The following is a 23,513-nucleotide window of genomic DNA, read 5'->3' on the forward strand; positions in this document are numbered from 1 at the left end:
CATGGTTTCAGCTATTGCTTATATGGTGTCGCCGGGGCCGGTCTCGGAGTCCCGCCGGCCGATCGGGTAGCGGCCCGCGTCATCGCGCCACGGCTGCAGCAGCATGCGGTCGAGCCGGAGCTCGCGCGGGTCGCGGAACTGCTCGATGCCGATCGTCATGGCGTCGTGCCCGGCCCGCGGTTGGGCCCGGTAGGTACCGAACAAACGGTCCCACCACGGCAGGTTGAAGCCGAAATTGCTGTTGGTCTCGGCCGGGATCACGGAGTGGTGGACCCGGTGCATGTCCGGGGTCACGACGATCCAGCGCAGCACCCGGTCGAGCGCCGCCGGGATGCGGACATTGCCGTGGTTGAACAGCGAGCTGGCGTTCAGCACGACCTCGAACAGCAGCACCGCGAGCGGCGGCGCCCCGAGAGCGGCCACTACCGCCAGCTTCAGGACCATCGACAGGGCGATCTCGACCGGATGGAAGCGGATCCCGGTGGTGGTGTCGAACTCCAGGTCGGCATGGTGCATGCGGTGCAGCCGCCAGAGTGCCGGAACCGCGTGGAACAGCACGTGCTGGAGATAGATCGCGAGGTCGAGCAGGACCACCGCGGCCAGCACCGCCAGCCAGCCCGGAAGCGCCAGGGTCGCGAACAGCCCCCAGCCGCGCTCCTCGGCCAGGACCGCGACGCCGACCGCGGTCACGGGGAACAGCAGCCGGACCACCAGGCTGTCGATCACCACGATGCCGAGGTTGCCCGGCCAGCGGGTCGTCCGGCCGATCGCCGGTCGCCGCCTCGGTGCCGCCAGTTCCGCCAGGGCCATGACGACCAGCACCGAGGCGAAGACGCCGAGGCGGACCAGCGATTCGTGCTGCATCGTCACTTCAGTCATCGTCGTTCCATCCGCAATCGCCGCCGCGAACCGTGTCCGCCTGCCCCGCCGTACCGCAGTCCGCGTGGGGGCCGGCGACGGCAAGCCCGTACTTCCCGTATATGCGCAACGCTTCATTAATGATCTGACGATATTGGTCGCCGGGGGACAACTCTTGGGGACGCAACATGCCCGATGCCGGTGCCACTACCGCGCCCGTTCAACTGATCGAACTCGACGCCGAAGAGCGTCGCATGCTGGTCGAGTTCATGGCCGCCGCCGAGACCCGCCTCGGCGGGATCCTCGATCTGTTCTACGAGCGGATCCTCAAGATACCCGAACTCGCGGCGATGTTCGCGACCAAGGAGCTGGTCCGGCATGCGCGCGACGCGCAGATGGCGCACTGGAAGCGGATGTTCCGGGACGCCGATTCCGCCGACTACCGGGCCTCGGTCGAGCGGATCGGACGCACGCACAACCGGCTCGGGCTCGAGCCCGGCTGGTACATCGACGGCTACGCGATGGTGACGACCCACCTGCACGCCTTGGCGCTGGAGATCTGCACGTCGCGCTGGAAGCCGGCGGCGGCCCGGCACAAGGCGACCGTCATGATCCGGGCGATCGACAAGCTGGTGTTCACCGACATGAAGCTGGTGATCGGCGTCTACCTCGCCGAGCAGGGCGAGGGCTACAAGCGCCGGCTGGCCGACATCTCCGGTCAGTTCGACGCGTCGGTGACCGAGTTCGCGGATTCGGTCAGCGATGCGACGGACCTGCTCCAGCGGAGCGCCGACGATCTCGGCCGCACCGCCCGCGAGGCCCAGTCGCTGGCAATGGAGGCGAGCGAGAGCGCGAGCGATACCAGCGTCAACGTGCAGGCCATCTCGGGGGCCACTGAAGAGCTCGCCGCGTCGGTCGGCGAGATCGCCGGGCAGGTGGCCAACGCGTCCAGCGAGACCGACGGGGTGGTCGGGCTGGTGTCGGACGCGGCCGGGACGGTCTCGACCCTGACGGAGACCGCCGACGAGATCAGCGGGGTGGTCCGGTTGATCCAGGACATCGCCGAGCAGACCAACCTGCTGGCCCTGAACGCCACCATCGAGGCCGCCCGGGCGGGCGAAGCCGGCAAGGGTTTCGCGGTGGTCGCCGGCGAGGTCAAGTCGCTGGCGCAGCAGACCGCCAGGGCGACCGAGGGGATCACCGGTCAGGTCGGGCGGATACAGCAGGCGTCCTCCGACACCCACAAGGCGATCTCGTCGATCCAGGGCGCGATCGCGAGCCTTCAGGGCATGTCGCAGGCGATCGCCGCGGCGGTCGAGCAGCAGCGGGCCACGACCGAGGAGATCACCCGCAACCTGAGCCAGGCGTCCGAGGGCACCAGCCACGTCTCGACGGCGGCGAGCTCGGTGCGCCAGACCTCCGAGCGGACGCTGACGGCCGCCGATCAGGTGGCCGGCGCCGCCTCGTCGCTGCTCGATGAGATGACCACCCTCAAGCAGCGTTCCCAGGTGTTCGTGGAACAGATCCGGACCATCGATCGCTGCAGCTAGGCCGGCCGACCGGTCCCGGAACCCCCGTCCCCGGGCGACCGTCCCGGGCGCCGAGCTGGACGATCAGCGGACGGTCGCCGGCCGGGTGCGCGACGACCGCGGCGTCGATCTCGAAGACCGACGACAACCGACCCGGCGTGAGCCCCTCGAGCGGGCTGCCGTCGTACACCAGCCGGCCGGCCTGCAGGATCAGCAGCCGGTCGGCGTACTGCGCCGCCAGGTTGAGGTCGTGGATGATCGCGAAGGCCAGGCCGCCGGCGCGGGCGAAGTCCCGGGCGACCGACATCAGCCGGTGCTGATGGGCCGGATCCAGGCCGGTCGTCGGTTCGTCCAGCAGCAGCGCCTTGGGGCCGTCGTCAGCCACCGGCGCGGCCAGCTGCGCCAGGCAGCGCGCCAGGTGGACCCGCTGCCGCTCGCCGCCCGACAGGCTCGGCACCAGCCGGTCGCGCAACCCCTCGATGCCGGCCGTGCGCATGGCGGCCCCGGTCGCCGCCCGGTCCGCCGACGCCTCGGCGGTGCCGCGGAACGGCGTGCGGCCGAGCCCGACCACTTCCTCGACGGTGAAGTGGAACTGCAGCGTCGAGGACTGCGGCAGCACCGCCCGGCGGCGGGCGAGCGCCGCGGCCGGCCAGGCCGCGATCGGCCGGCCGGCGAACTCCACGGTGCCGGCCGACGCCGTCCGCTCGCCGGCGAGCGCGCCCAGCAGGGTGGACTTGCCGGAACCGTTCGGCCCCAGCACCACCGTCAGCTCGCCGGGATCGAGCCGGAGGCTCACATTGCGGAGCAGCCATTTGCCGTCAACGCGGATACCGAGATCGCAGGCGGTCAGCACGGCGTCACCCCCCAGTGCCGGCGACGCCGGACCAGCCACGCGAAGAACGGCCCGCCCAGCAGGGCGGTGACCACGCCGACCGGCAACTCGGCCGGCAGCGCCACGGTGCGCGCCGCAAGGTCGGCGGCCAGCAGCAGGGCGGCCCCGGCCATCATCGAGCCGGGCAGCACGAAGCGGTGGTCGGGGCCGGTCAGCAGCCGCACGATGTGCGGCACCACCAGCCCGATGAAGCCGATGGTCCCGCAGGCCGCGACCGCGCCGCCGACCGCGACCGCGCAGAGCGCGATCGCCAGCCCGGTCACCGTCCGGGTCGAGACCCCCAGGTGCATCGCCTCGCGCTCGCCCAGCAGCAGGGCGTTCAGCGGCCGGGCCAGGGCCGGCAGCGCGACCAGCGGAACCAGCATGACCGCAACGGCCGGCAGTACCGCCGGCCAGGTGGCGCCGGCCAGGCTGCCGAGCAGCCAGAACGACAGGTCGCGCAGCTGCTGCTCATCGCTGACGAAGACCAGAAAGCCGATGCCGGCCTGGGCGACGGCGTTGACGGCGATGCCGGCGAGCAGGGTGGTGGCCGGGTGGGTCTGGCCTGCGACCGTCCCGATCCGCCAGACCGCCATGGTGCCGGCCAGCCCGCCGAAGAAGGCGGCCGCCGGCAGCGCATAGGGCCGGGCCGCGGCGTCGATCCAGGCGAGTCCGTGGGCCCCCAGGACGATGGTGGCGACCGCCGCCAGCGCCGCCGAACTGGACACGCCGATCAGCCCGGGGTCGGCCAGCGGGTTGCGGAACAGGCCCTGCATGACGGTTCCGGCGGCCCCCAGCGAGGCACCGACCAGGACCGCGAGCAGCAGGCGCGGCAGCCGGATCGACCAGAACACCAGCGCATGGCCGGGCTCGACCGCCTGGCCGCCGTCGAGCCCGAGCGGGGCGGCCAGCAGCCGCATCACCTGGATCGGCGGGATCGCGACGGCGCCGACCCCGGCCGACAGGATGCCGGCCGCCAGCAACGCCAGCAGGCAGGAAGCCAGCACGACCCGAGCCCGGCTCTCCCGCGCGGATCGCCAGGCGGGACGCGGTGCCGCGGTGTCGGCCACCGAGCTCATCGCGTCCCCGGCAGGTCGGTCGCCGGATGCAGCGCGTGGGCGAGCGAGGCGACGGCGCTGCCGACCCGCGGGCCGAAGCCGAGCAGCAGCAGCGCGTCCATCACCACCAGCCGGCGGTCGCGGCCGGCCGGGGTCGGCCGGACGTCGGGCCGGGCCAGGATCGCCTCGGGGCCGCCCAGCAGGTCGGCGGTACGGGTGGTGACCAGGACCACGTCGGGGGCGGCGGCGACCGCCGCCTCCGGCGAGATCGGCTTGTAGCCGGCATAGCCGTCGATCGCATAGATCCCGCCGGCCGCGGCGATGATGCCGGCGGCCGCCGTGCCGGTGCCGGCGGCGAGCGGCGCGCCGCGCCCGATGCTGAGCAGGAACAGCACCCGCGGCTTGTCCGGCAGGGCCTGGGCGGCCGCGGTCAGCCGGGCGACGCTCGGGGCCAGGGTGTCGGCCAGTGCCTCGCCGGCGCCGGGCACCCCGAGCGTCGCCGCCACCTGGCGGATCTTGTCGGGGACCTGCTCGACGGCGGTCGCCTTGTCGACCACGGCGATCGGCACGCCGGCGCTGCGGACCTGCTCCAGGACCGGGGCCGGTCCGGCGTCGGCGTCGGCCATGATCAGGTCGGGGGCCAGCGCCAGGATCGGCTCGGCCGACAACGCCCGCATGTAGCCGACGTTCGGCAGATTCTGGGCCTCCGCCGGGTACAGGCTGGTGGAGTCGACCGCGACCAGGCGGTCGCCGAGGCCGAGCGCGAACACGGTCTCGGTGATCGAGCCGCCGAGCGCGACCACGCGCTTCGGCTCGGCGGTCGCCGGCGACGGACGGACCAGGGCGGACGCGGCGGCCGCCAGCAGGAGCAGGCAGCGGCGCGAGAGGGGACGGGACGGCATCGCTCGGCCCCTCAGAACGCCAGCCGGTAGCCGATCGACGCCTTGTAGTTCCGGCCGGGCTCCGAGACGCCGGCGTGGACGCGCTCGTAGTCGCGGTCGAAGACGTTGTCGACCCCGAGATTGACCACCACGCCCTTGAGCGTCGGGGCGCTCGGGGCCCATTGCAGGTAGACGTCGAACACCGAGTAGCCGGCGCGCTCGTCCGCGGCGTCGTCGACCTTGTCGAAGCGGCCGGCGAACTCGCCCTGGACGCCGATCACCGAGTCGATCTCCCGGAGCTTCACGCCGACATCGGTGGTGATCGTGTCGGCCTTCAGGATGCCGAGCTTCTCGCCGGTGTCGGTGTCCTCGCCGTCGATCGAGTTGAAGCCGGCCTTCGCGTAGAACCGCGGGTGGTCGTAGCCGGCCTCGATTTCGACGCCGCTCAACTCGGCCTCCGCGCGGTTGACCGAGGTCGTGGTGCCGGCGTTGCACGGCCCGGCGGTCGGCACGAAGCAGCCGGTGGTGGGGCCGCTGGTATTGACCTGGATGTCGATCAGGTTGTCGACCCGCGAATAGTAGTACGAGCCCTTGACCCGGAAGGAGTCGCCGCGGCCGATCAGGTCGCGGGCCTGGTAGCCGGCGCCGAACTCGACGGTGTCGGCGGTCTCGGGCTCCAGGTCCGGGTTCGGCACGAAGCTGTTGACGGCGGTCACCCCGCCGCCGAGCGGGATCGCGAAGTGGGTGCCGTCCAGGTACAGCTCGTTGAACGACGGCGCCCGGAACGCGCGGCCGGCGCTCGCGAAGCCGATCAGCCCCGGGACCGGCTCGTACGAGACGCCGAGCTTCGGCGAGACCTCGTCGGCCTCGTTGCCGCTCTCGCCGTCGGCCTCGGTCTCGAAGTAGTCGAACCGCACGCCGGGAATCACCCGCAGGGTGCCGGGCAGCACGCTGGCGATCTCGAACTCGCCCTGCACGTAGGCGCCGAACAGCGTTGCGTCGGCGTCCGGTACGCCGTCCTGGGTGCCGTCGCTCGACGCGGTGTCGGACCCGGTCTGGGTGTCGCGGTTGCCGTCGACGCCATAGACCAGGGTGAGGCGGGTGCCTTCGGCGACCGCCAGGCGGGTCCGGTTGCTGACGTCGAAGCCCACCGACTCGACCGTCTGCTTGCTGGTGGAGCCGTCGGTCGGGTTCTCTTCCTTGTCCGAGGTCTCCGCGAAGTAGAGCTGGGCGTCCAGGTCGACCCAGCCGGCGAACGACGGGGTCCAGTTCACCCGGGTGCTGACCGTGTCGTTGCGGATGGTCTTGTCGACCAGCGGCGTGGTCGAGCCGACCGCGTTGCCGTCCTGGCCGTTATCGGGCTCGACCGCGTCGTTCTTGAAGCCGAGATAGGAGAGCGTCAGCTCGACGCCGTCGCCGAACCGGGCCTTGCCCTTGACCAGGCCGGTGAGGATGTCGTCCTCGGAATCCAGGTCCTGGCCGTTGCCGAGCCGGATGTCGCCGGAGGCGCGGCGGGTCACCGCGCCGACCACCTCGGTGTCCTTGCTCGGTCGGCCGGCGGCGCTCAGGCTGGTGAGGAACTCGTCGTTCACCCCCTGGTAGCCGACCTTGACCCGACCGCCGACGGTCTCGTCGGGCGCCAGCAGGTCGGCGGCGTCCAGGGTCCGGAACGACAGCACGCCGCCGATCGCGCCGCTGCCGTACAGCGACGATGCGGGACCGCGCAGCGCCTCGGCGCCGCCGATCATCTCCGGGTCCAGGAAGAACCGGCCGTCGTGGCCGGAGACGAAGTTCTGCCGGGTGCCGTCGATCCGGACCTGGACGTTCTCGCCCTCGAAGCCCCGGATGCTCGGGACCTGGCCGGTGCGGCGCGGGCCGCCCTCGAAGAACACGCCCGGGGTCGACCGGAACAGGTCGCCGGTGGCCGACGGGTCCTCGCGGTCGATCTGGTCGCGCTCGATCACCGTCACCATGCCCGGATAGGAGAAGGCCGGGCCGGGGCTGCGGGTCGCGCTGACGCTGATCTCATCGAGCGCGAGACTGGCCGGCGACGCGGGCGCCTCCGTGGCCGGTGTGGTGGCGGGGCTACCGCCAGCGGACTGCGCCGACGCCGTTCCGGAACCGAGTGCCGTGCCGGCGAGTAGCGCGGTCACCATTGCCGCGCGCGTGATCGGGTGCATGTCGAACCCCCTCCGAATCCCTGACGGTGGGCGGCGCTCTCGCCGCCTGTTCGGGCTGGATAAGAATGCGAGTCATTCTCAGTTGCAATAGAAAATCGTCGAGGTATCGTGCCGCCGAACGTTCAACGGGGGTCGGCCGGCTGTGCCGTGCCGGCCCGGATCAGGAGGAACCGATGTTCATCGCGATGAATCGTTTCAGGGTGGCGCAGGGGCGCGAGGCCGAGTTCGAGACGGTGTGGCGGGAGCGCGACACGCAGCTCGACACCGTGCCGGGCTTCCAGGCCTTCCACCTGCTGCGCGGGCCCGCGGCCGAGGACCACACGCTGTACTCCTCCCACACGGTCTGGGAATCGCGCGCTGCGTTCGAAGACTGGACCAGATCGGAGGCGTTCCGGGCGGCCCATCGCAATGCCGGCAGCCACAAGGGCCTGTATCTCGGTCACCCGCAGTTCGAGGGCTTCGAGGCCGTCCTCGCCCTGTAGGGCGGCCGCCGGTCAGCCGGCGGCGGGACCGCGCACCAGCTGAAGCCCGTGCTGGTCGAGCAGCGCGGCGAAGCGGTCGCCGGCGAGGAACCGGAGTTCGTCCGCGCGCGCGGCCACGACCGGGTCGCGGCGGGCCAGCACGTCGTCGGGCTCGCCGGCGTGGCACATCACCAGCGGGCGGGGGCCGGAGTGGCGCAGGTAGGCGTCGAAATCGGCCTCCGCCGAGCGCTCCGGGCGGAACGAGGTGACGCCGGCGAAACCGCGGTTGCCCGGAATGCCGCTGCGGACCGCCTGCCGGTGCAGCGACCGGGCGAGGGCGGCGATCGCCAGGGCGCGCGAGGCGTCCACCCGCCGCCGCAGGATGCGCGCCGTGGGCTCGACGCAGGACCGCAGCCAGGTGTGCCGCGGGTCGAGCCGGCCGTCGAACTGGTCCAGCACGACGCCGCGGATCACCGGCAGCACGTGGACGTGCTGGTGGCCGTCCAGGAAATCCGGCTGCCGGCCGGTCGCCGCTTCGAACGCGTCCAGCTGCCGGGCGATCTCGCCGGCGATTTCGTCGCGGTCCAGGCGGCCGGTGTGGGCCAGGCGGATCAGCCGGCCGAGGGGCGGCAGCCGACCGCCCGGGGCCAGCCGCGGCATCGGCCCGAGCGGCGCGTGGTCGGTCAGGGTCAGGTGCAGCCCGACGCCGATCCGGTCCGCCACTTCGGCGAGTTGCGGCGCCTCGTCGCGCCATTCCGGGAACACCGTCATGCAGCTGGTCGCCGACAGCCGCCCGGCGGCGGCCAGCGCCCTGATGCCGCGGCCGACTCCCGGCGAGATGCCGTAGTCGTCGGCACACAGGACCAGGGGCTTGGGGGGTGGAGGGTTGACCTGCATGTGACTTGCGCGCGGTGTCGGGAAGGAGGATAGGAAGCCGACGAGACGTTGTCGCGGGCTCAATGCTTCCGCCGGCCGGATGGACACACTGTCTGACACCTTGCGCGCGAGCGGTGCTGCGGCCGGACCGGAGAAATCCGGGCTGTCGGTCGTCGTGCCGGCCTTCAACGAAGCCGACAACCTGGATCCCCTGATCGCCCGGCTGGTCGCCGCGCTGGAGCGCATCGGCCTGCCGTTCGAGATCCTGCTGGTCGACGACTGCAGCGCCGACGACACCTGGCTGCGGCTCGCCGAGCTGAACCGGGGCGACCCGCGGATCAAGGGGCTGCGGTTCAGCCGCAATTTCGGCAAGGAGATCGCGCTGGCGGCCGGGCTGCGGCACGCAACCGGTGCGGCCGTGGTGCTGATGGACGCCGACCTGCAGCACCCGCCCGAGCTGATCGGGACCTTCGTCGAGGAATGGCGCAAGGGCGCGCAGATCGTCTACGGCCAGCGCGACCGGACCGGCGAGCATCCGGGGCTGCGGCGCTGGCTGACGCGGCGCTTCTACCGGCTGTTCGAGGCGGTCGGCGAGGTCAAGCTGATGCGCGACGGCGGCGACTTCGCGCTGTTCGACCGCCGCGTCGTCGATGCCCTGAACGCCCTGCCGGAGCGCGGACGGTTCGGCAAGGGCCTGTACGCCTGGGTCGGGTTCCGCCGGGTGGCGGTGCCGTTCGTGCCGGACCGGCGCCATGCCGGGCATACCCGCTGGTCGTTCTGGCGGCTGTGGATGCTGGCGCTCGACGCGGTGACGGCGTTCAGCGTGCTGCCGCTCAGGATCTGGTCGTATCTCGGCGTGCTGGTCTCGCTGGTGTCGCTGGCCTACGGCGCTTTCATCACGCTGCGCACGCTGATCGAGGGCATCGACGTGCCGGGCTACGCCTCGCTGATGGTGGCGGTGGCGTTCTTCGGCGGCGTCCAGCTCATCACCCTCGGCGTTCTCGGCGAGTATCTCGGCCGGGTGTTCACCGAGGTGAAGCGCCGGCCGCTGTACATCGTCGACACCTCGGTCGGGCTCGACGAGGTGGTCGAGATCGGCCTGGCGCGCGGACCGGACCGGCCATGATCGAGGCGGATCGCGGGGCTGCCCGGGACATGGCGGTCGCGTTGGGAGCGGTCTGTATCGCCTGGCTGGTACTCGCCTGGCCATGGCTGATCGACGGGCTGACCATCCCGTGGGACGCCAAGATCCATTTCCAGGCGATGCTGCGCTGGCTGGCCGCCCATCTTGCGGAGGGCGACTGGCCGATGTGGATGCCGGAGACGTTCGGCGGCCGCCCGGCGCTCGGCGACCCGCAGTCGATGGTGCTGTCGCCCGGCTTCCTGGCGGTGGCGGCGCTCGACCCCGACCCGTCGGTCCATGCCGGCGATGCGGTGGTGCTGGTCGAGCTGCTGTTGGGAGGGCTGGCGACCGCGCTGTTCGGCCTGCGCCGCGGCTGGCACCCGGCGGCGGCGGTGCTGGCCGCGCTGGCGATAATGGCCGGCGGCTCGGCCTCGGCCCGGCTGCAGCACACCCTGCTGGTCCAGAGCTACGCCTTCGTGCCGGTGGTCCTGCTGGCGCTCGACGCCGCGCTCGACCGGCCGGCGGCCGGGCGGGCGATCCTCGCCGGGGCGGCGATCGGCTGGCTGGCGGTCGGCCGCGACCAGGTCGCGTATCTCGGCCTGATCGGCCTCGGCGCGTTCGTAGTGGCCCGGCTGGTGGCGGCGCCGGACCGCGCGGATTTCCTGCGGCGGCGCTGGCCGGCCGGGCTGCTGGCGGTCCTGGTGGCGGCCCTGGTGGCGGCGGTCCCGGTGCTGGCCACTCTGGAATTCGCGGCGGTCAGCAACCGGCCGGCCTACGCCTTCGAGTTCGGGGCCAGGCAGTCGCTGCCGCCGGTCGCCTTCCTGACCATGCTGGTGCCGGACCTGTTCGGCTCGGTGAGCTCCGATCTCGGCTACTGGGGGCCGGGCAGCAGGGCGTGGACTCCGCTGGTGCCGGTCGACCGGACCATCGTTCAGCTCTATCTGGGTGCCGTGCCGGCGGTGCTGGTGCTGTGGCTGGGCGTGCTGCGCGGCCGGCTGCTGCACGGCGACGGACGGCCGGTGGCGGCGCTGCTGCTGTTCTTCCTGGTGTACGCGCTGGGGCGCTACACGCCGGCCTTCCAGCCGGTGTTCGAGTGGCTGCCGGGAGTCGACAGGTTCCGGCGGCCGGCCGACGCGACCTTCGCGCTCGGGGCGGTGCTGGCGCTCGCCGCCGGCTGGCTGTGCGACCGGGCGATCCGCGAAGGGCTGCCGCCGGTTCCCCGTTGGCGGATCGCGGTCGAGGCCGCCGTCGGGCTCGGCTTGCTGGCGCTGGCGGCCTGGGTCGCCGGGGGTCGCGGACGGCTCGAGCAGGCGCTGCCGGCGCTCGCAACCTCGCTGGTGCTCGCGGTGGTCGCGGTGGCGCTCGTCGGGCTGGCCTGCGCCCGCCGCGGCCTCCTCATCCGGCAGTTGGCGGTCGTCGCGCTGGTCGCCCTGACCGTCCTGGATCTGCGGGTGTTCAACGCCGGCTCGCCGCTCAATGCCCGGCCGGTCGATCCCTATGCCGTGCTCGACGAGCCGGATGGCGTGCCGCTGGCCGCGTGGCTGGAGCGCGAGGTGGCGGCAATCGAGGCCCGCGACGGCCCGGTGCGGGTCGAGGTCCTGGGTCTCGGCGGGGTCTGGCAGAACGCGTCGCTGGCGCTCGGGCTGGAGAACACCCTCGGCTACAACCCGCTGCGCCTCGCCGACTACGACACGGCGGTCGGCGCCCGCCAGAACTCGCACCGCCCCGAGCGGCGGTTCGGGACCCTGATGACCGGCTATCGCTCGGACTTCGCCGACCTGCTCGGCGTCCGGCTGATCGTGCTCGGCGCGCCGATGGAAACGGTCGACCCGGGGAATGCGCCGTCGTTCGCCGCGCCGCGCCGCATCGGACCAGCCTGGGTGTACGACAACCCGCGTGCCGTGCCGCGGGCGCTGTTCGTCGGCCGTGAGGGCGCGCATCCGTACGACCCCGCGACAATGGTGGCGGCCGGCGGCCTGCCGGCTCTGGACTGGCGGCGCGAGGCGCTGATCGACCCGCTGCCCGAGGAAACGGCGGACGCCGTCGGCGGCCCGGCCGGCAGGGTCCGCATCGTCCACCGCCGCAGCGACCGCATCGACCTGGAGGTGACGGCGGCGCGCGACGGCTTCGTGGTGCTGCACGACATGGCCTATCCGGGGTGGGTCGTGTATGTCGACGGCATGCCGCAGGAGCCGCGCCGAGCCAACGTCCTGTTCATGGCGGCGGCGGTGCCGGCCGGCCGGCACGCCGTGTCGTTCGCCTACGAGCCGTTGGCGCCGCGCCACCTGCTGTCGCTCCTGTCCGGCGGCGAGCGGTGACGCTTCCGGGCCTCACGCTGCTGCGGCAGTTCGTCGGCTTCGCGGCGGTCGGCGCGTTCGGGCTGACCGCGCACTACGCGGTGCTGACCGCCGCGGTCGAACTGGCCGGGGTCGACCCGGTGGCGGCGTCGGTCGCCGGTTTCCTGGTCGGGGCGCTGGTGAACTACGGGCTGAACCGTCGCCTGGTGTTCCGCTCGACGCGGGCGCACCGGACGGCCGGTCCGCGGTTCGTCGCGGTCGCCGGCAGCGGCCTAGTGCTCAACGCCGTCCTGATGACCGTGCTGGTCGACTGGCTGGGTGTGTACTACCTGGCCGCCCAGGTGCTGGTGACCGGCGGCCTGACGGTCTGGCATTTCGCGCTGAACAAGGTCTGGACGTTCCGCACCTGACCCGGGTCAGCCTGGCAGCGGACGCCGACGTCGCCGCCTGGGCGCGGCGACCGGCGGCTCGATGCGGTCGCGGAGAGCGGCGGCCGGGCGCTCGAACACCATGACGTGGCCCTCGATGGTGTCCGTGCCGTCGCGGCGAAGCGCCGCGCGCTGGTGGTGGCGGACCGCCAGCCCGGCCGCGGCGGCGGCCCGCGCGACGTATCCGGCGGAATGCGCGAACCGGCGCGACGGGCGCAGCCGGCGGTCGACCCCGGGGCCGTCGGCCTCGGCGGCCTCGACCGTCACGGCCAGCATGCCGCCGGCGGCCAGGCGGTCCGCGGCGGCGGCGAAGAACGGCTCGAGGTCGCCGAGATAGATCAGCACGTCGGCGGCGGTGATCAGGTCGAACTTCCGGGTTTCGCCGGCCAGGTGGTCGATCAGCTCGGCGGTGTGCAGGACGTCGTACACGCCCTTGCCGGCGGCCTGGGCTATCATCGCGCCGGACAGGTCGATGCCCTCCATCCAGGCCGCACGGGCCCGCAGCCGCTCGCCCATCAGCCCGGTGCCGCAGCCGAGGTCGAGAACCGCGCCGAAGCCCGCCTCCGCCCCCCTGATCCCGTCGATCGCCTGCAGCAGGTGCTGGGGCGCCCGGTAGCCGAGCCCGATCAGCAGCGACTGCTCGAACCGCGGCGCGTACTCGTCGAACAGCGCGGCGACATAGGCGGCCGGCAGGGCGTCGGGGGCCGGCGTCGCGCCGAGCAGGGCGAGCAGCGGCAGGGCACCGTGCCGGTCCTCGGGGATGAGCGCGAGATAGCGCGTGAACGCTGCGACCGCCCGGTCGCGCTGGCCGGCGGCCATGGCGCTCTCGCCGATCAGGAAGTGCAGTTCCGGCCAGTCCGGGGTCAGCTCGAGGGTCTGCTCGAGCACCGACAGGGCGCCGTCATGGTCGCCGTCGGCGGTGAGCGCACGCGCGGTTTCGACGCGCCGGTCGGCTCGCAGGTCTCCCGATGTCATGGAGCGAACGAACGGATACCGGCCAGGGTGCAGGCTTCCGGGCGGGGCCGGAAGGCACTCGACGATCGACCGGGTTGTCCGAACCTCCGCGCAGCCGCGACGACGCGCGGTTCATACCACGGCCGCGGGGACGGACGTTAGAGGGATCTGTTGGCGAACAGCAGCCCGGTGCGTGCGAGATGCAGGGCGCCGTCGGCCTGGGCGAAGCGGCGGACCCGCCGGGTGTCCTCGGGCAGGACCTCGCAGCGGTGGCGCTTCAGGTGATCGACCCAGTACTGCAGCGGCTGCTCGTTGACGTGGTGGTACCCGCCCTGGCCCGGCGTGGCGGCGGTCATCAGGATCAGCTTCCCGCAGGCCAGCGAGGCCAGCACGTTCTCCAGGTACTTCTCGTCCACGTGCTCGACCACCTCCTGGCAGTGCACCAGGTCGACCCGGCAGTGCACGGCGGTCCGGGTCAGGTCGGCCAGGACGGTCGGATAGATCGCTCGCTCGACGTTGCTGCTGAGGCCGTCGACCGCCACCACCTGCAGGCCCTGCTTGTGGAAGTAGTGCGCGGCGTAGCCCAGCCCGCTGCCGAGATCCATGACCGAACGGAGGGCGAAACGCCTGATCAGATAGTCCCAGGCGGTCGGCGCGAAGGTGAAAGGACTGCCTTCCTTCATGTTGCCGCCGAGATGCGGGTTCGACTCGTCCAGCATCTCGGTGAGGCCGGAATAATCCATAAGCAAGTACTCCACTTACGTGGATCGGGCAGGGCGAATGCACATCGTGGGGTCGCCACTACCCTAGCGTGCCCGTTGCGCCCGGCGCAAGGCGGGCTCGCCTGGACTCACCGGTCAGCCCCGGCCCGCCGCCACCGCCGGGGCGATCGCGCACAGCATCTCGAACATCAGGTTGGCGGCGGTCACGCAGGTGATGCCGGTCGGGTCGAAGCACGGCGCCACCTCGCTGATGTCGGCGCCGACGATCGGCTTGCCGGTCAGCGAGCGCAGGATCACCTGCAGGTCGCGCGGGATCAGCCCGCCGATCTCCGGCACTGCGGTGCCCGGGCAGAACGCCGGATCGACGCCGTCGATGTCGAGGGTGATGTAGAACGGCCGGTCGCCGAGCACCTCGTGGATCTTGGCGATCACCGCGGCGCGGCCCATCGCCTCATAGTCGTCGATGGTGATGACGGTGAAGCCGGCGTCGATGCCGTACTGGATGTCGGCCTCCGAGAACCGGCTGCCGCGCAGGCCGATCTGCAGCGTGCGCTTGGGGTCGATCCAGCCCTCCTTGTGGCCGAGCCGCATGAAGGTGGCGTGGTTGACGGTGTCGCCGCACAGCTCCTCGAGGGTATCGGGATGGGCGTCGAACTGCAGCACGCCGACCGGCTCGTCCGTCACCAGCCCGCGCAGGATCGGGGTCGGGATGGTGTGGTCGCCGCCGACCGAGATCGGCACGATGCGGTTCTCGCGCAGGGTCTCGAAGAAGCCCTGGATCTGGGCGATCGACTTGTCCTTGTCGAGCGGGTTGACCGGCGCGTCGCCGAGGTCGGCGACGTTGCACAGCTCGAACGGAGACACTCCGGTGGTCGGGTGCACCCGGCGGATCAGCCGAGAGGCCTCGCGCACCCCCGCCGGTCCCTGGCGGGCGCCGGTGCGGAAGTTGACGCCGAGGTCGAACGGTACGCCGACCAGCGCGACGTCGACGTCCGGCGAGACCTCGTGTCGGCGGGTGCGCATGAAGGTGGCGACGTCGGCGAACCGCGGTACTACGGCCGCGTCCACCGGCTGGAACCTCGGATCGCCCGTCATCGTCGCCTCCTGTCGTCTATCGGTCCGCCCGGTTCAACGGTCAGCCCGGTTCAACGGTCAGCCCGGGCCAGCACGGCGCCGAACAGCACCTGCAGGCCGGGCAACTGGTCCTCGAGCCGGGTGTTCTCCGCCTCGTTGTGGCTGATGCCCTCGTCGCACGGGGTGAACAGCAGCACCGCCGGCGCGATCCGGGCGATGTGGTAGGCGTCGTGCCCGGCCTGGCTCATCATCTCGCGGTACGGCACGCCGAGGTCTCCGGCGGTGCTCCGCACCAGCTCGATCAGCTCCGGGTCGAACGCGGTTTCGCCGAAGGTCCAGGCATCGGCGACCGCAACCTCGGTGTTGGTCTCGGCGCCGCAGCCGGGGAGGGCGGCGCGGATCCGCTCCTCCATTTCGGCGGTCAGCCGCGGGTCCGGACTGCGGAAATCGACGAACAGGGTGGCCCTGTCGGAGATGATGCCGGGGATGTTCGGCGACGCCTCGATCCGCGCCACCGTCGACTTGCCTTCGCGGTCGGCGTAGTCGTGGCCGACGCGGTCGACCATGAGTGCCACGGCGGCGGCCCCGACCAGGGCGTTCCGGCGCCGCGCCATCGGAGTCGGGCCGCTGTGGGCGTTCTCGCCGGTCACCTCTATCCGCATGCCGCGCGCCAGATAGGGGGCGGTGACGATGCCGAGCGGGATACCCGCCTCCCAGAGCTGCGGGCCCTGCTCGATGTGGATCTCGAAATAGCTGTCGATTTCGCGGCCGCCGACCGGGGCGTCGCCGGCCCAGCCGATGGCGTCCAGCGCCTCGGCCACGGTGACGCCGGCCTGGTCGGGCCGCGACAGCGCCCAGTCCAGGTCGTGCAGTCCGGCGAACACGCCCGAACACAGCATCGGCGGCGGAAACCGGCCGCCTTCCTCGTTGGTCCAGTTCACCACCTCGATGGCGCGGCGGGTGCGGATTCCGGCATCGTCGAGGGCGCGCAGGATCTCCAGCCCGGCCATCACCCCGAGGATGCCGTCGAACCGGCCGCCGGCGGCCTGGGTGTCGAGGTGGCTGCCGACCAGCACCGGCGGCAGCGTGTCGTCGGTGCCGGGGCGGCGCACGAAGGTGTTGCCGAGCCGGTCGACCGTGACGCCGTAGCCGGCCCCCTCGGCCCACGACCGGAACAGGTCGCGCATCTGGCCGTCGGCCTCGGACAGGGTCAGTCGGGCCAGGCCGCCGTGCGGGCCGGCGCCGATCTCGGCCGAGGCCAGGATGGTGTTCCAGAAGCGGTCGCCGTCGACGGCGGGCAGGTTTCGGGTCATGGCGCTGGTCCGTCGGGTGAGGGCCGTCGGGCGGGAACCCGAATGGTAAACCGTCCTTCACCTTGTTCGCCAAGGGTTCGTTCATCCCCGTCCGCCATTCTGCCGGTCTGACGACGGATGGGGAGATCCGACATGGTCGACGTCGTTGCCGGCGGTATCAGCCAGGTTCAACCGACTTTCTCGGCGAAGGCGAGCGCGCCGCCGCCGCCTCCGGCCGCCAAGCCGGTCGGCGCGACCGGCAGCCTGCCGGGCCAGGCCGGCGCCGGCCTCGGCGACCTGCAGAGCGTCGCGGCGTCGTCGGTGGCGCGCGGGCAGATCGTCGACATCGCGGCTTGAGGGAGCACAGATGGCGCTGTCGCATCCGTCAGTTGCCGTCCGGCGGGCCGCGATCGAGGCTGGGACGGGCCGGTAACGGGTCCTTAACCCTGTTCGCCAACAAATCGTTCACGCCGACCTGTCATCCTGAAGTCGGATCCAGCAGAAAGCGGAGATCGACATGTTCGAAGGCACGACGGCAGACCCTCAGGAGCTGTCGGTGGAGTTTTCCGGACCGCGGTCGACGACCGCGATGCACCTGGCGGTCGGCCCCGACATCTTCGCGGCCCGGTCGCCGGTCGGGCGTCGGGATCCGATGAGCGCCTTCGAGCTCGAGAGCCGCGGGACGAGGCTCGACCTCGGCGCCTGAGAGCCACGCGCTTCGCCGCTGCCGCGGCATCTGCTAGAACCGCCGGCATGAACCGCCGGCCGCCTGTTCCCCCGTCCGACGACGAGATCGCCGCCTACGAGCGCGACGGCATCGTGTGCCTGCGCGGCGTGTTCGACGCCGGCTGGATCGCCTTCATGGGCGAGGCGGCCGACCGGGCGATGGCGGCGCCCGGCGTCCATGGCGAGGAGTACGCCCGCGCCGGCGGCCGGTTCTTCGGCGACCTCGACCTCTGGCAGCGGCACGAGGCGTTCCGGCGTTTCGTCTTTGAGTCGCCGGCCGCCGAGGTCGCCGGTACGGTCATGCGCTCGGCCAAGGTCAACTTCTTCTACGACCAGCTTCTGGTGAAGGAACCGGGCACCGCCGAGCGCACGCCCTGGCACCAGGACCAGCCGTACTGGGCTGTCGCCGGCCGGCAGGTGTGCTCGCTGTGGGTGCCGTTCGACCCGGTCGCCGAGGAGACCTGCGTCGAGTACGTCGCCGGCTCGCATGCGTGGCCCGAGTTCAGCCCGTACCACTTCGCCGACGGCACCCCCTATGCCGGGACCGGCCTGCCGCCGCTGCCCGACATCGAGGCCGATCGCGACCGCCACCGGATCCTGCGGTTCGCCCTGCAGCCCGGCGACTGCCTGGTGTTCCAGGCGATGATCGTGCACGGCGCGCCCGGCAACCGTTCCGCGCATCGCCGCCGCGCGCTGGCGACCCGCTGGACCGGCGACGACGCCCGCTACTGCGTACGGCCCGGCGAGGTGGCGATTCCGACCTCGGACCCCGGTCTCGCCCATGGCGACGTCATGGACTGCGACCTGTTCCCGGTCGCCTGGCGGCGGTGACGCGGTCATGGACGGCCGCCGGACTCCCTACTTCCTCGTGCTGTCGCAGGCCAAGACCGGGACCACGACGCTCGACGAGACGCTGTCCGCGGTCCTGTCGCCCGGAACCTATCTCGGGCGGTTTCACGACCACCGCCTGCGCCCGGTCGACCCGACGACGATGCCGCCGAAGAAGCTCACCGTCCATCGGCGCAACCTCGACATCCTGGACCGGGTCCGCCGGCTCGACCCGGAGAGCGGGCGGCTGGTGGTCGTCACGGCGGTTCGGGACCCGGTCGCCCGGATCTACTCCCACTTCTTCGAGAAGCGCGTCTATCCCTCGGAGACCCTGCGCGGGACGATCGCGGACGACTGGTCGGAGGAGCGGTTCGTCGCCGCGTTCCGGGCGGATTTCCGGGCGACGCTCGGCCCGCTGCTGACGGTCGAGCTGGCGTTCCTGCCGGACGTCCTGAACGACGGCCTGGCGCTCGAGTTCCCGAACCTCGGCTTCCGGGGCGTTGCCGACCGGCTCGGACGGGTCGGGCCGTACGCCCGCTACGAGAGTGGCGCGATCGTCGGGCTGGTGCTGCCGCATGACGGTCTGCTGGGCGCGTTGCGCCGGGCCCTGGCCGATCTGGGCGACGGTCCGCCGGCGATCCCGGAGACGGTGGCCAACGCCGGCGCGAGCCGCGGGTTCGGCCGGCTGTACCGGGCCTTCATGGACAGGGTGCCGTTCCCCGACCGGATGCTCGAGCTGGCCTATCGGTCGCCGATGCCGCGGCTCCTGCATTCGCCGCCGGAGATCGCGGCCATGCGCGAGCGCTGGCTCGATCGCTGGCGCACGGGCGGCGGCTCCGACCGATCGGTGTGACCGCCGCTCAGGACAGGTCGGGTCAGCCGGCGGCGCGCTGCTCGGACGCACCGGCGTCGAGTTCGGCCCGGACGTCGGCGATCTCGGCGACCGCGTCGGCGATTGCCCGGCGCAGTTCGTCGACGGAAGCGGCGAGCGCCTCCGGCGACAGGCCGGCGACCTCGTGCTCGAGGGTCCGGCCCAGCCCCATGAGATGCCGGAACCCGAGGTTCCCGGAGGCCGACGCGATCGCATGGGCGTGCTGGCCGATCTCGGCGCGGTCGTCCCGGCCGGCGGCTTCGTCGATCGCGGCGTCGCGGCGGCCGAGCTCGGCCTCCAGCATGCCGAGGAACCGCAGCAGGCGTTCGTCGCCGAAGGTCTCCCGCTGCAGTTCGAACTCCGCACGGTCGAGGGCGGACGGGGCCGGCGCCTCCGCCGGGGCGGGCACGGCGGCGATCGGTCCGGCCTGCGCCCGTCCCGCCCGGACCCGGGCCACGGCGGCCGCGATGTCGTCGCGGGTCGCGGGTTTCGTGACGTAGTCGTTCATGCCGGCGGCCTCGGCCCGGGCCCGGTCCTCGCCGTAGGCGGCGGCCGACAGCGCGACGATCGGCAGGCGGGCCACGGCCGGATCGCCCGATGCCCGGATGCGGCGGGTCAGCTCGATGCCGTCCATGAAGGGCATCTGGATGTCTATGAACGCGAGGTCGAAGCGGTCCTCGGCGAGGCGGCGAAGCGCAGTCTCGCCGTCCGGCGCGGCGACGACCCGGTGGCCGGCCCGCGCGAGCATGCCGGCGAACAGGTCGCGGTTCATCTCGATGTCGTCGACCAGCAGGACGCTGGCAGGCTCTCCCGACGGGGGCGGGTCGGCCGCCTTCGAGGCGGCCGGAGGAGCGGCGCACGCCGGCAGTGGCAACGTCACGGTGAAGGTGCTGCCCTCGCCGAGCGCGCTGTCGAGTGCGATGGTACCGCCCATGGCGCGCACCAGGCCGTCGGCGATCGCGAGGCCGAGGCCGACACCGCCGCCGTCGGCGTTCTGGACGACGTCGCGCTCGGTCGCCTGGGCGAACACGTCGAAGATCCGTCGACGGTCGTCCGGGGCGATGCCGAGCCCGGTGTCGATCACCCGGATTACGATCCTGTCGTGCTCGTCGGGCGCGGTCGACGCGGCGATTCGGACCATCCCGGTCTCGGTGTACCGAATGGCGTTGGAGACCAGGTTGACGACGATCTGGCGCAGCCGCAGGGGATCGGTCTCGGTCCAGCGCCGGGCGCCGTCCGTGACCGTTAACCCGAAGGCGAGGCCACGCTGGCGGGCCTGCGGCACGAATTCGTCGCGGACTTCGTTCAGCAACGCGTCGAGATCGGTCGGCACCCGCTGCATCGGCAGGGCGTCGGCGTCGATCCGGGAGAAGTCGAGGATGTCGCCGAGCAGCCCCTGCAGCGACCGCGACGCCCGCCGGATGCTCTCGACCGCGCGGCGGCCGGCCGGTGTCAGGGGCTCGTCGGCCAACGCCTCGCCGAACCCCACGATCCCGGTCAGCGGCGTGCGGATCTCGTGGCTCATCATCGCGAGAAACCGGCTGCGCGCGTGCGATGCCGCCTCGAGCTCTTCGGCCCGGCGACGCAGGGCCGCGGTCTCCGCTTCGAGCCCCCGGGTGCGTCGCTTCTCGCGGACCAGCATGATCGCCATGACGATTGCCGAGAAGCCGGCAGCGCCGATCACGGATAGCGCGAGCATCATCTGCGGACTCTCGTCACAAAGCGGCAACGGGGAAGCGTAGTCGGGGGCGCTTAAGATTGCGTTAACCGTGGATTCCGCGAGAACATGTCGCGAGGCGGGCCGGGTGCGGCGTAACGCGCGGTTGCGGCGGTGGGGCCGGGCCGTTAACCCCACCCTAACCGGTGTCGCCGATCATGCGGGCCGGAGCGGCATGCACCGCGTGGGAGTAACACCATGGCACGTCAGGTCGGGCACGCGACCGTTGCACCCGAGCCGGCCGAGGGGACGATGGACTATGCACGGTTCTTCGCCGACGCCCTGGACGACTTGCGGGCGGCCGGCAACTACCGGGTGTTCGCCGACCTGGAGCGGCGGGCGGGCGAGTTTCCGCGTGCCGATCATCACGGTGCCGGGGCATCGGAAGTCACGGTCTGGTGCTCGAACGACTATCTCGGCATGGGCCAGCACCCGACGGTCCTGGCGGCCGTGCGCGCGGCGCTCGACAAGTCCGGGGCCGGCGCCGGCGGCACCCGCAACATCGCCGGCACCAACCACAACCACGTCCTGCTGGAAGCCTCGCTCGCCGACCTGCACGGCAAGCAGGCGGCGCTGCTGTTCACCTCCGGCTACGTCGCCAACATGGCGGCGCTCGCGACCCTGGCGGCCCGCCTGCCGGACTGCGTGGTGCTGTCCGACGCCTGGAACCACGCCTCGATGATCGAGGGCATCCGGCACTCCCGGGCGGACAAGGTGATCTTCCGGCACAACGACCCGGAGGACCTGGACCGCCGCCTGTCCGAGATCGCCCCGGGGCGGGCCAAGCTGGTTGCGTTCGAGAGCGTGTACTCCATGGACGGCGACATCGCGCCGATCGCCGAGCTGTGCGACGTCGCCGAGCGCCACGGCGCGCTGACCTATCTCGACGAGGTGCACGCGGTCGGGCTGTACGGCCGGCGCGGCGGCGGCGTCTCGGAGCGCGACGGCGTGGCCGACCGGCTCGACGTCATCCAGGGCACGCTCGGCAAGGCGTTCGGCAGCTTCGGCGGCTACATCGCCGGCAGCCGCGACCTGGTCGACTTCGTGCGGTCGTTCGCCTCCGGCTTCATCTTCACCACCGCGCTGCCGCCGCACGTCGCGGCCGGCGCCCGGGCGGCGATCGAGCATCTCAAGACCTCGCAGGCCGAGCGGACGCGGCACCAGGAGCGGGCCGCCACCGTCAAGCGCCGGCTGTCGGCGATCGGGCTGCCGGTGATGGACAACCCGAGCCACATCGTGCCGGTGCTGGTCGGCGACCCGGTGCGCTGCCGGCAGGCCAGCGACCTGCTGCTGGCGGAGCACGCGATCTACGTCCAGCCGATCAACTATCCGACCGTACCGCGCGGCACCGAGCGGCTGCGGATCACGCCGACGCCGCTGCACGGCGACGCCGAGGTCGATCGTCTGGTCGCTGCCCTCGACGCGGTCTGGCACAAGCTCGGCCTGGCCCGTCGCGCGCCCGCCGGCGAGGCCGGCTGACGGCCGCGATGGATGGCTGGCTGCCACCGGGTGCCCCGTCGCTGTTCGGACTGGCGGCGGCCCTGGTCGGCGGCCTCGTCATCGGGCTGGAGCGGGGCTGGAGCCAGCGGGTCGTCGAGGAAGGCCAGCGGGTCGCCGGGCTGCGGACCTTCACGCTGATCGGCCTGGTCGGCGGCGTTCTCGGGCAGCTCGGCGGAGACCTGGCGCTGGCCGCCGGCCTGCTCGGGCTCGGCGCCCTGCTGGGCCTCGGCTACCTGACCAGCGACCGCCCCCGCGATCACGGCATCACCACCGAGATCGCGGCCATGGCGACTCTCCTGCTCGGGGCGCTGGCGACCCGCGGCCAGCCGGAGGTCGCGGTCGGACTGGCAGTGGTGGTGGCGGCGCTGCTGGAAGCCAAGGCGCCGCTGCACCGGTTTCTGCGCCGGCTCGTGGAGGGCGAACTGGTGGCCGGGCTCAAGCTGGCGGTGCTGGCGGCCGTGGTGCTGCCGATCCTGCCGGACGTCGATGTCGGCCCGGGCAAGCTGCTGAACCCGCGCTCGCTGGGCGCGATCGTGGTGGCGCTGGCCGCGGTTTCCTATCTCGGCTACTGGCTGCTGAAGCTGTTCGGGGCCCGGGTCGGGCCGCTGCTGTTCGGGCTGGCCGGCGGCTTGGTGTCGTCGACCACGCTGACCCTGTCGGCGGCGCGGATCAGCCGGCGCGATCCCGGGCTGGCCCGGCCGCTGGCGGTCTCCGCGGGGGTCGCCAACGCCGTCATGCTGGTCCGCATCCTGGTGGTGGCCGTCGTGCTGGCTCCCGAGTTGGCGCAGCGGCTGCTGCCGGCGTTCGCGGCCGCGCTCGCGGCATCGGTCGCGGCGATCGCCGTGCTTTGGTGGCGGGGCACCGGCGACGGCTTGCCGAAGAACGTCGCGGATCACATCGAGGCGCCGGTGCCGGTCGGCGAAAGCGTGCTGATGGCGCTGCTGGTGACCGGGGTGGCGGCGGCGGCCGGCCTCGCCCGCGACGCCTTCGCCGACCGGGGGATCGTGGCGGTCGCGGCGATTGCCGGCCTCGCCGACGTCGACGCCGTCACCATTACCGCCTCGCGGCTGGCGGCGTCCGAGGGCGAGGCCATCCTGACGACTGCCGGGCTGGCGGTCGCGACGGCGGCGGCGGTCAACCTCGCGGCCAAGTCGGGGCTGGCCTTCATCGTCGGCGGCACCGGCTACGGGACTGCCGCCACGGTTGCGCTGGCCGTCACGGGCGTGGCCGGCGCGGCCGCTCTCGCGGTGACCGGGCTGTAGCCCGG

22 protein-coding genes are annotated in these 23,513 nt (G+C 72.4%); 11 read left to right on the top strand and 11 right to left on the bottom strand.

What is annotated here, in order from left to right:
• Positions 1 to 18: 18 nt before the first annotated feature.
• A complete protein-coding gene (locus IE246_RS19845; protein ID WP_189992914.1) occupies positions 19 to 879 on the bottom strand; it encodes a sterol desaturase family protein in 861 nt (286 codons plus the stop codon).
• A gap of 167 nt (positions 880 to 1,046) precedes the next feature.
• Here IE246_RS19845 and IE246_RS19850 point away from each other — a divergent pair, with 167 nt between their 5' ends.
• Positions 1,047 to 2,408 carry a globin-coupled sensor protein gene (locus IE246_RS19850; protein WP_189992915.1) on the top strand — a complete coding sequence of 454 codons (1,362 nt, stop codon included), beginning with the start codon at positions 1,047 to 1,049 and terminating at the stop codon, positions 2,406 to 2,408.
• Here the strand turns inward: IE246_RS19850 and IE246_RS19855 are convergent.
• Genes IE246_RS19855 through IE246_RS19870 form a run of 4 tightly spaced genes read right to left on the bottom strand, consistent with a single transcriptional unit; the run spans position 2,350 to position 7,377 of the window.
• Positions 2,350 to 3,240, bottom strand: a complete 891-nt coding sequence (locus tag IE246_RS19855; protein WP_189992916.1) for a heme ABC transporter ATP-binding protein — start codon at positions 3,238 to 3,240, stop codon at positions 2,350 to 2,352. The genes IE246_RS19850 and IE246_RS19855 overlap by 59 nt on opposite strands.
• A complete protein-coding gene (locus tag IE246_RS19860) occupies positions 3,234 to 4,337 on the bottom strand; it encodes a FecCD family ABC transporter permease (RefSeq protein ID WP_189992917.1) in 1,104 nt (367 codons plus the stop codon). The genes IE246_RS19855 and IE246_RS19860 overlap by 7 nt, the downstream gene beginning before the upstream one ends.
• Positions 4,334 to 5,218 carry a heme/hemin ABC transporter substrate-binding protein gene (locus tag IE246_RS19865; protein WP_189992918.1) on the bottom strand — a complete coding sequence of 295 codons (885 nt, stop codon included), beginning with the start codon at positions 5,216 to 5,218 and terminating at the stop codon, positions 4,334 to 4,336. The genes IE246_RS19860 and IE246_RS19865 overlap by 4 nt, the downstream gene beginning before the upstream one ends.
• An 11-nt stretch (positions 5,219 to 5,229) precedes the next feature.
• On the bottom strand, positions 5,230 to 7,377 hold the full coding sequence (locus IE246_RS19870; RefSeq protein ID WP_189992920.1) for a TonB-dependent hemoglobin/transferrin/lactoferrin family receptor: 2,148 nt from the start codon (positions 7,375 to 7,377) through the stop codon (positions 5,230 to 5,232).
• Positions 7,378 to 7,550: 173 nt separating this feature from the next.
• On the opposite strand from IE246_RS19870, the gene hmuQ reads away from it, so the two are divergent.
• On the top strand, positions 7,551 to 7,859 hold the full coding sequence (hmuQ, locus tag IE246_RS19875; protein WP_189992922.1) for a heme-degrading protein HmuQ: 309 nt from the start codon (positions 7,551 to 7,553) through the stop codon (positions 7,857 to 7,859).
• 12 nt (positions 7,860 to 7,871) lie between these two features.
• On the opposite strand, the gene IE246_RS19880 is transcribed toward hmuQ, so the two are convergent.
• The gene (locus tag IE246_RS19880) at positions 7,872 to 8,735 is read right to left on the bottom strand and encodes a ChbG/HpnK family deacetylase (RefSeq protein ID WP_189992924.1); all 864 of its coding nucleotides are present in this window, start codon (positions 8,733 to 8,735) and stop codon (positions 7,872 to 7,874) included.
• A 79-nt stretch (positions 8,736 to 8,814) separates the two neighbouring features.
• Here IE246_RS19880 and IE246_RS19885 point away from each other — a divergent pair, with 79 nt between their 5' ends.
• From IE246_RS19885 to IE246_RS19895, 3 genes are read left to right on the top strand one after another with little or no spacing between them, the layout of a single operon-like run.
• Entirely contained in the window at positions 8,815 to 9,840 is a 1,026-nt protein-coding gene (locus IE246_RS19885; RefSeq protein WP_189992926.1) for a glycosyltransferase family 2 protein, read from the top strand.
• Positions 9,837 to 12,155 carry a hypothetical protein gene (locus IE246_RS19890; protein WP_189992929.1) on the top strand — a complete coding sequence of 773 codons (2,319 nt, stop codon included), beginning with the start codon at positions 9,837 to 9,839 and terminating at the stop codon, positions 12,153 to 12,155. Before IE246_RS19885 ends, IE246_RS19890 begins: the two co-directional genes overlap by 4 nt.
• Positions 12,152 to 12,544, top strand: coding sequence for a GtrA family protein (locus IE246_RS19895; RefSeq protein WP_189992930.1), 393 nt, complete (start codon positions 12,152 to 12,154; stop codon positions 12,542 to 12,544). The genes IE246_RS19890 and IE246_RS19895 overlap by 4 nt, the downstream gene beginning before the upstream one ends.
• A gap of 6 nt (positions 12,545 to 12,550) precedes the next feature.
• Here the strand turns inward: IE246_RS19895 and IE246_RS19900 are convergent, their stop codons facing one another.
• The 4 genes from IE246_RS19900 to IE246_RS19915 form a co-directional block, all read right to left on the bottom strand.
• Positions 12,551 to 13,537: a class I SAM-dependent methyltransferase gene (locus IE246_RS19900; RefSeq protein ID WP_189992931.1), complete on the bottom strand. Its 987-nt coding sequence runs from the start codon at positions 13,535 to 13,537 to the stop codon at positions 12,551 to 12,553.
• Between the two features lie 137 nt (positions 13,538 to 13,674).
• On the bottom strand, positions 13,675 to 14,259 hold the full coding sequence (locus IE246_RS19905) for a class I SAM-dependent methyltransferase (RefSeq protein ID WP_189992932.1): 585 nt from the start codon (positions 14,257 to 14,259) through the stop codon (positions 13,675 to 13,677).
• A 114-nt stretch (positions 14,260 to 14,373) separates the two neighbouring features.
• Positions 14,374 to 15,333 (bottom strand): agmatinase, encoded by a 960-nt coding sequence (locus tag IE246_RS19910; protein WP_189992933.1) that lies wholly within the window; start codon positions 15,331 to 15,333, stop codon positions 14,374 to 14,376.
• 50 nt (positions 15,334 to 15,383) lie between these two features.
• Positions 15,384 to 16,625, bottom strand: a complete 1,242-nt coding sequence (locus IE246_RS19915) for a Zn-dependent hydrolase (RefSeq protein WP_189992934.1) — start codon at positions 16,623 to 16,625, stop codon at positions 15,384 to 15,386.
• Between the two features lie 132 nt (positions 16,626 to 16,757).
• Here IE246_RS19915 and IE246_RS19920 point away from each other — a divergent pair, with 132 nt between their 5' ends.
• From IE246_RS19920 to IE246_RS19935, 4 genes are all read left to right on the top strand, one after another.
• Positions 16,758 to 16,961 (top strand): hypothetical protein, encoded by a 204-nt coding sequence (locus IE246_RS19920; protein ID WP_189992935.1) that lies wholly within the window; start codon positions 16,758 to 16,760, stop codon positions 16,959 to 16,961.
• A 160-nt stretch (positions 16,962 to 17,121) separates the two neighbouring features.
• Positions 17,122 to 17,310, top strand: a complete 189-nt coding sequence (locus IE246_RS19925) for a hypothetical protein (RefSeq protein WP_189992936.1) — start codon at positions 17,122 to 17,124, stop codon at positions 17,308 to 17,310.
• Between the two features lie 47 nt (positions 17,311 to 17,357).
• A complete protein-coding gene (locus tag IE246_RS19930; protein ID WP_189992938.1) occupies positions 17,358 to 18,161 on the top strand; it encodes a phytanoyl-CoA dioxygenase family protein in 804 nt (267 codons plus the stop codon).
• A gap of 7 nt (positions 18,162 to 18,168) precedes the next feature.
• Positions 18,169 to 19,011: a hypothetical protein gene (locus tag IE246_RS19935; protein WP_189992940.1), complete on the top strand. Its 843-nt coding sequence runs from the start codon at positions 18,169 to 18,171 to the stop codon at positions 19,009 to 19,011.
• Positions 19,012 to 19,033: 22 nt separating this feature from the next.
• Here IE246_RS19935 and IE246_RS19940 read toward each other — a convergent pair whose 3' ends face one another.
• Positions 19,034 to 20,728: an ATP-binding protein gene (locus tag IE246_RS19940; protein WP_189992942.1), complete on the bottom strand. Its 1,695-nt coding sequence runs from the start codon at positions 20,726 to 20,728 to the stop codon at positions 19,034 to 19,036.
• A 270-nt stretch (positions 20,729 to 20,998) separates the two neighbouring features.
• On the opposite strand from IE246_RS19940, the gene hemA reads away from it, so the two are divergent.
• Complete coding sequence (hemA, locus tag IE246_RS19945) at positions 20,999 to 22,225, top strand: 5-aminolevulinate synthase (protein WP_189993465.1); 1,227 nt, start codon at positions 20,999 to 21,001, stop codon at positions 22,223 to 22,225.
• Positions 22,226 to 22,233: 8 nt separating this feature from the next.
• Positions 22,234 to 23,508, top strand: coding sequence for an MgtC/SapB family protein (locus tag IE246_RS19950; RefSeq protein WP_189992943.1), 1,275 nt, complete (start codon positions 22,234 to 22,236; stop codon positions 23,506 to 23,508).
• Positions 23,509 to 23,513: the final 5 nt, after the last annotated feature.

Origin of the sequence: Thalassobaculum fulvum, from assembly GCF_014652915.1 — a bacterium.
GTDB classification, from domain to species: domain Bacteria; phylum Pseudomonadota; class Alphaproteobacteria; order Thalassobaculales; family Thalassobaculaceae; genus Thalassobaculum_A; species Thalassobaculum_A fulvum.

What these genes read in the sequence shown, in the direction of transcription:
- IE246_RS19845 (WP_189992914.1), bottom strand. Translation starts at nt 879, where the DNA reads ATGACTGAAGTGACGATGCAGCACGAATCGCTGGTCCGCCTCGGCGTC.
- IE246_RS19850 (WP_189992915.1), top strand. Translation starts at nt 1,047, where the DNA reads ATGCCCGATGCCGGTGCCACTACCGCGCCCGTTCAACTGATCGAACTC.
- IE246_RS19860 (WP_189992917.1), bottom strand. Translation starts at nt 4,337, where the DNA reads ATGAGCTCGGTGGCCGACACCGCGGCACCGCGTCCCGCCTGGCGATCC.
- IE246_RS19865 (WP_189992918.1), bottom strand. Translation starts at nt 5,218, where the DNA reads ATGCCGTCCCGTCCCCTCTCGCGCCGCTGCCTGCTCCTGCTGGCGGCC.
- IE246_RS19870 (WP_189992920.1), bottom strand. Translation starts at nt 7,377, where the DNA reads ATGCACCCGATCACGCGCGCGGCAATGGTGACCGCGCTACTCGCCGGC.
- hmuQ (WP_189992922.1), top strand. Translation starts at nt 7,551, where the DNA reads ATGTTCATCGCGATGAATCGTTTCAGGGTGGCGCAGGGGCGCGAGGCC.
- IE246_RS19880 (WP_189992924.1), bottom strand. Translation starts at nt 8,735, where the DNA reads ATGCAGGTCAACCCTCCACCCCCCAAGCCCCTGGTCCTGTGTGCCGAC.
- IE246_RS19885 (WP_189992926.1), top strand. Translation starts at nt 8,815, where the DNA reads ATGGACACACTGTCTGACACCTTGCGCGCGAGCGGTGCTGCGGCCGGA.
- IE246_RS19890 (WP_189992929.1), top strand. Translation starts at nt 9,837, where the DNA reads ATGATCGAGGCGGATCGCGGGGCTGCCCGGGACATGGCGGTCGCGTTG.
- IE246_RS19900 (WP_189992931.1), bottom strand. Translation starts at nt 13,537, where the DNA reads ATGACATCGGGAGACCTGCGAGCCGACCGGCGCGTCGAAACCGCGCGT.
- IE246_RS19905 (WP_189992932.1), bottom strand. Translation starts at nt 14,259, where the DNA reads ATGGATTATTCCGGCCTCACCGAGATGCTGGACGAGTCGAACCCGCAT.
- IE246_RS19910 (WP_189992933.1), bottom strand. Translation starts at nt 15,333, where the DNA reads ATGACGGGCGATCCGAGGTTCCAGCCGGTGGACGCGGCCGTAGTACCG.
- IE246_RS19915 (WP_189992934.1), bottom strand. Translation starts at nt 16,625, where the DNA reads ATGACCCGAAACCTGCCCGCCGTCGACGGCGACCGCTTCTGGAACACC.
- IE246_RS19920 (WP_189992935.1), top strand. Translation starts at nt 16,758, where the DNA reads ATGGTCGACGTCGTTGCCGGCGGTATCAGCCAGGTTCAACCGACTTTC.
- IE246_RS19925 (WP_189992936.1), top strand. Translation starts at nt 17,122, where the DNA reads ATGTTCGAAGGCACGACGGCAGACCCTCAGGAGCTGTCGGTGGAGTTT.
- IE246_RS19930 (WP_189992938.1), top strand. Translation starts at nt 17,358, where the DNA reads ATGAACCGCCGGCCGCCTGTTCCCCCGTCCGACGACGAGATCGCCGCC.
- IE246_RS19935 (WP_189992940.1), top strand. Translation starts at nt 18,169, where the DNA reads ATGGACGGCCGCCGGACTCCCTACTTCCTCGTGCTGTCGCAGGCCAAG.
- IE246_RS19940 (WP_189992942.1), bottom strand. Translation starts at nt 20,728, where the DNA reads ATGCTCGCGCTATCCGTGATCGGCGCTGCCGGCTTCTCGGCAATCGTC.
- hemA (WP_189993465.1), top strand. Translation starts at nt 20,999, where the DNA reads ATGGACTATGCACGGTTCTTCGCCGACGCCCTGGACGACTTGCGGGCG.
- IE246_RS19950 (WP_189992943.1), top strand. Translation starts at nt 22,234, where the DNA reads ATGGATGGCTGGCTGCCACCGGGTGCCCCGTCGCTGTTCGGACTGGCG.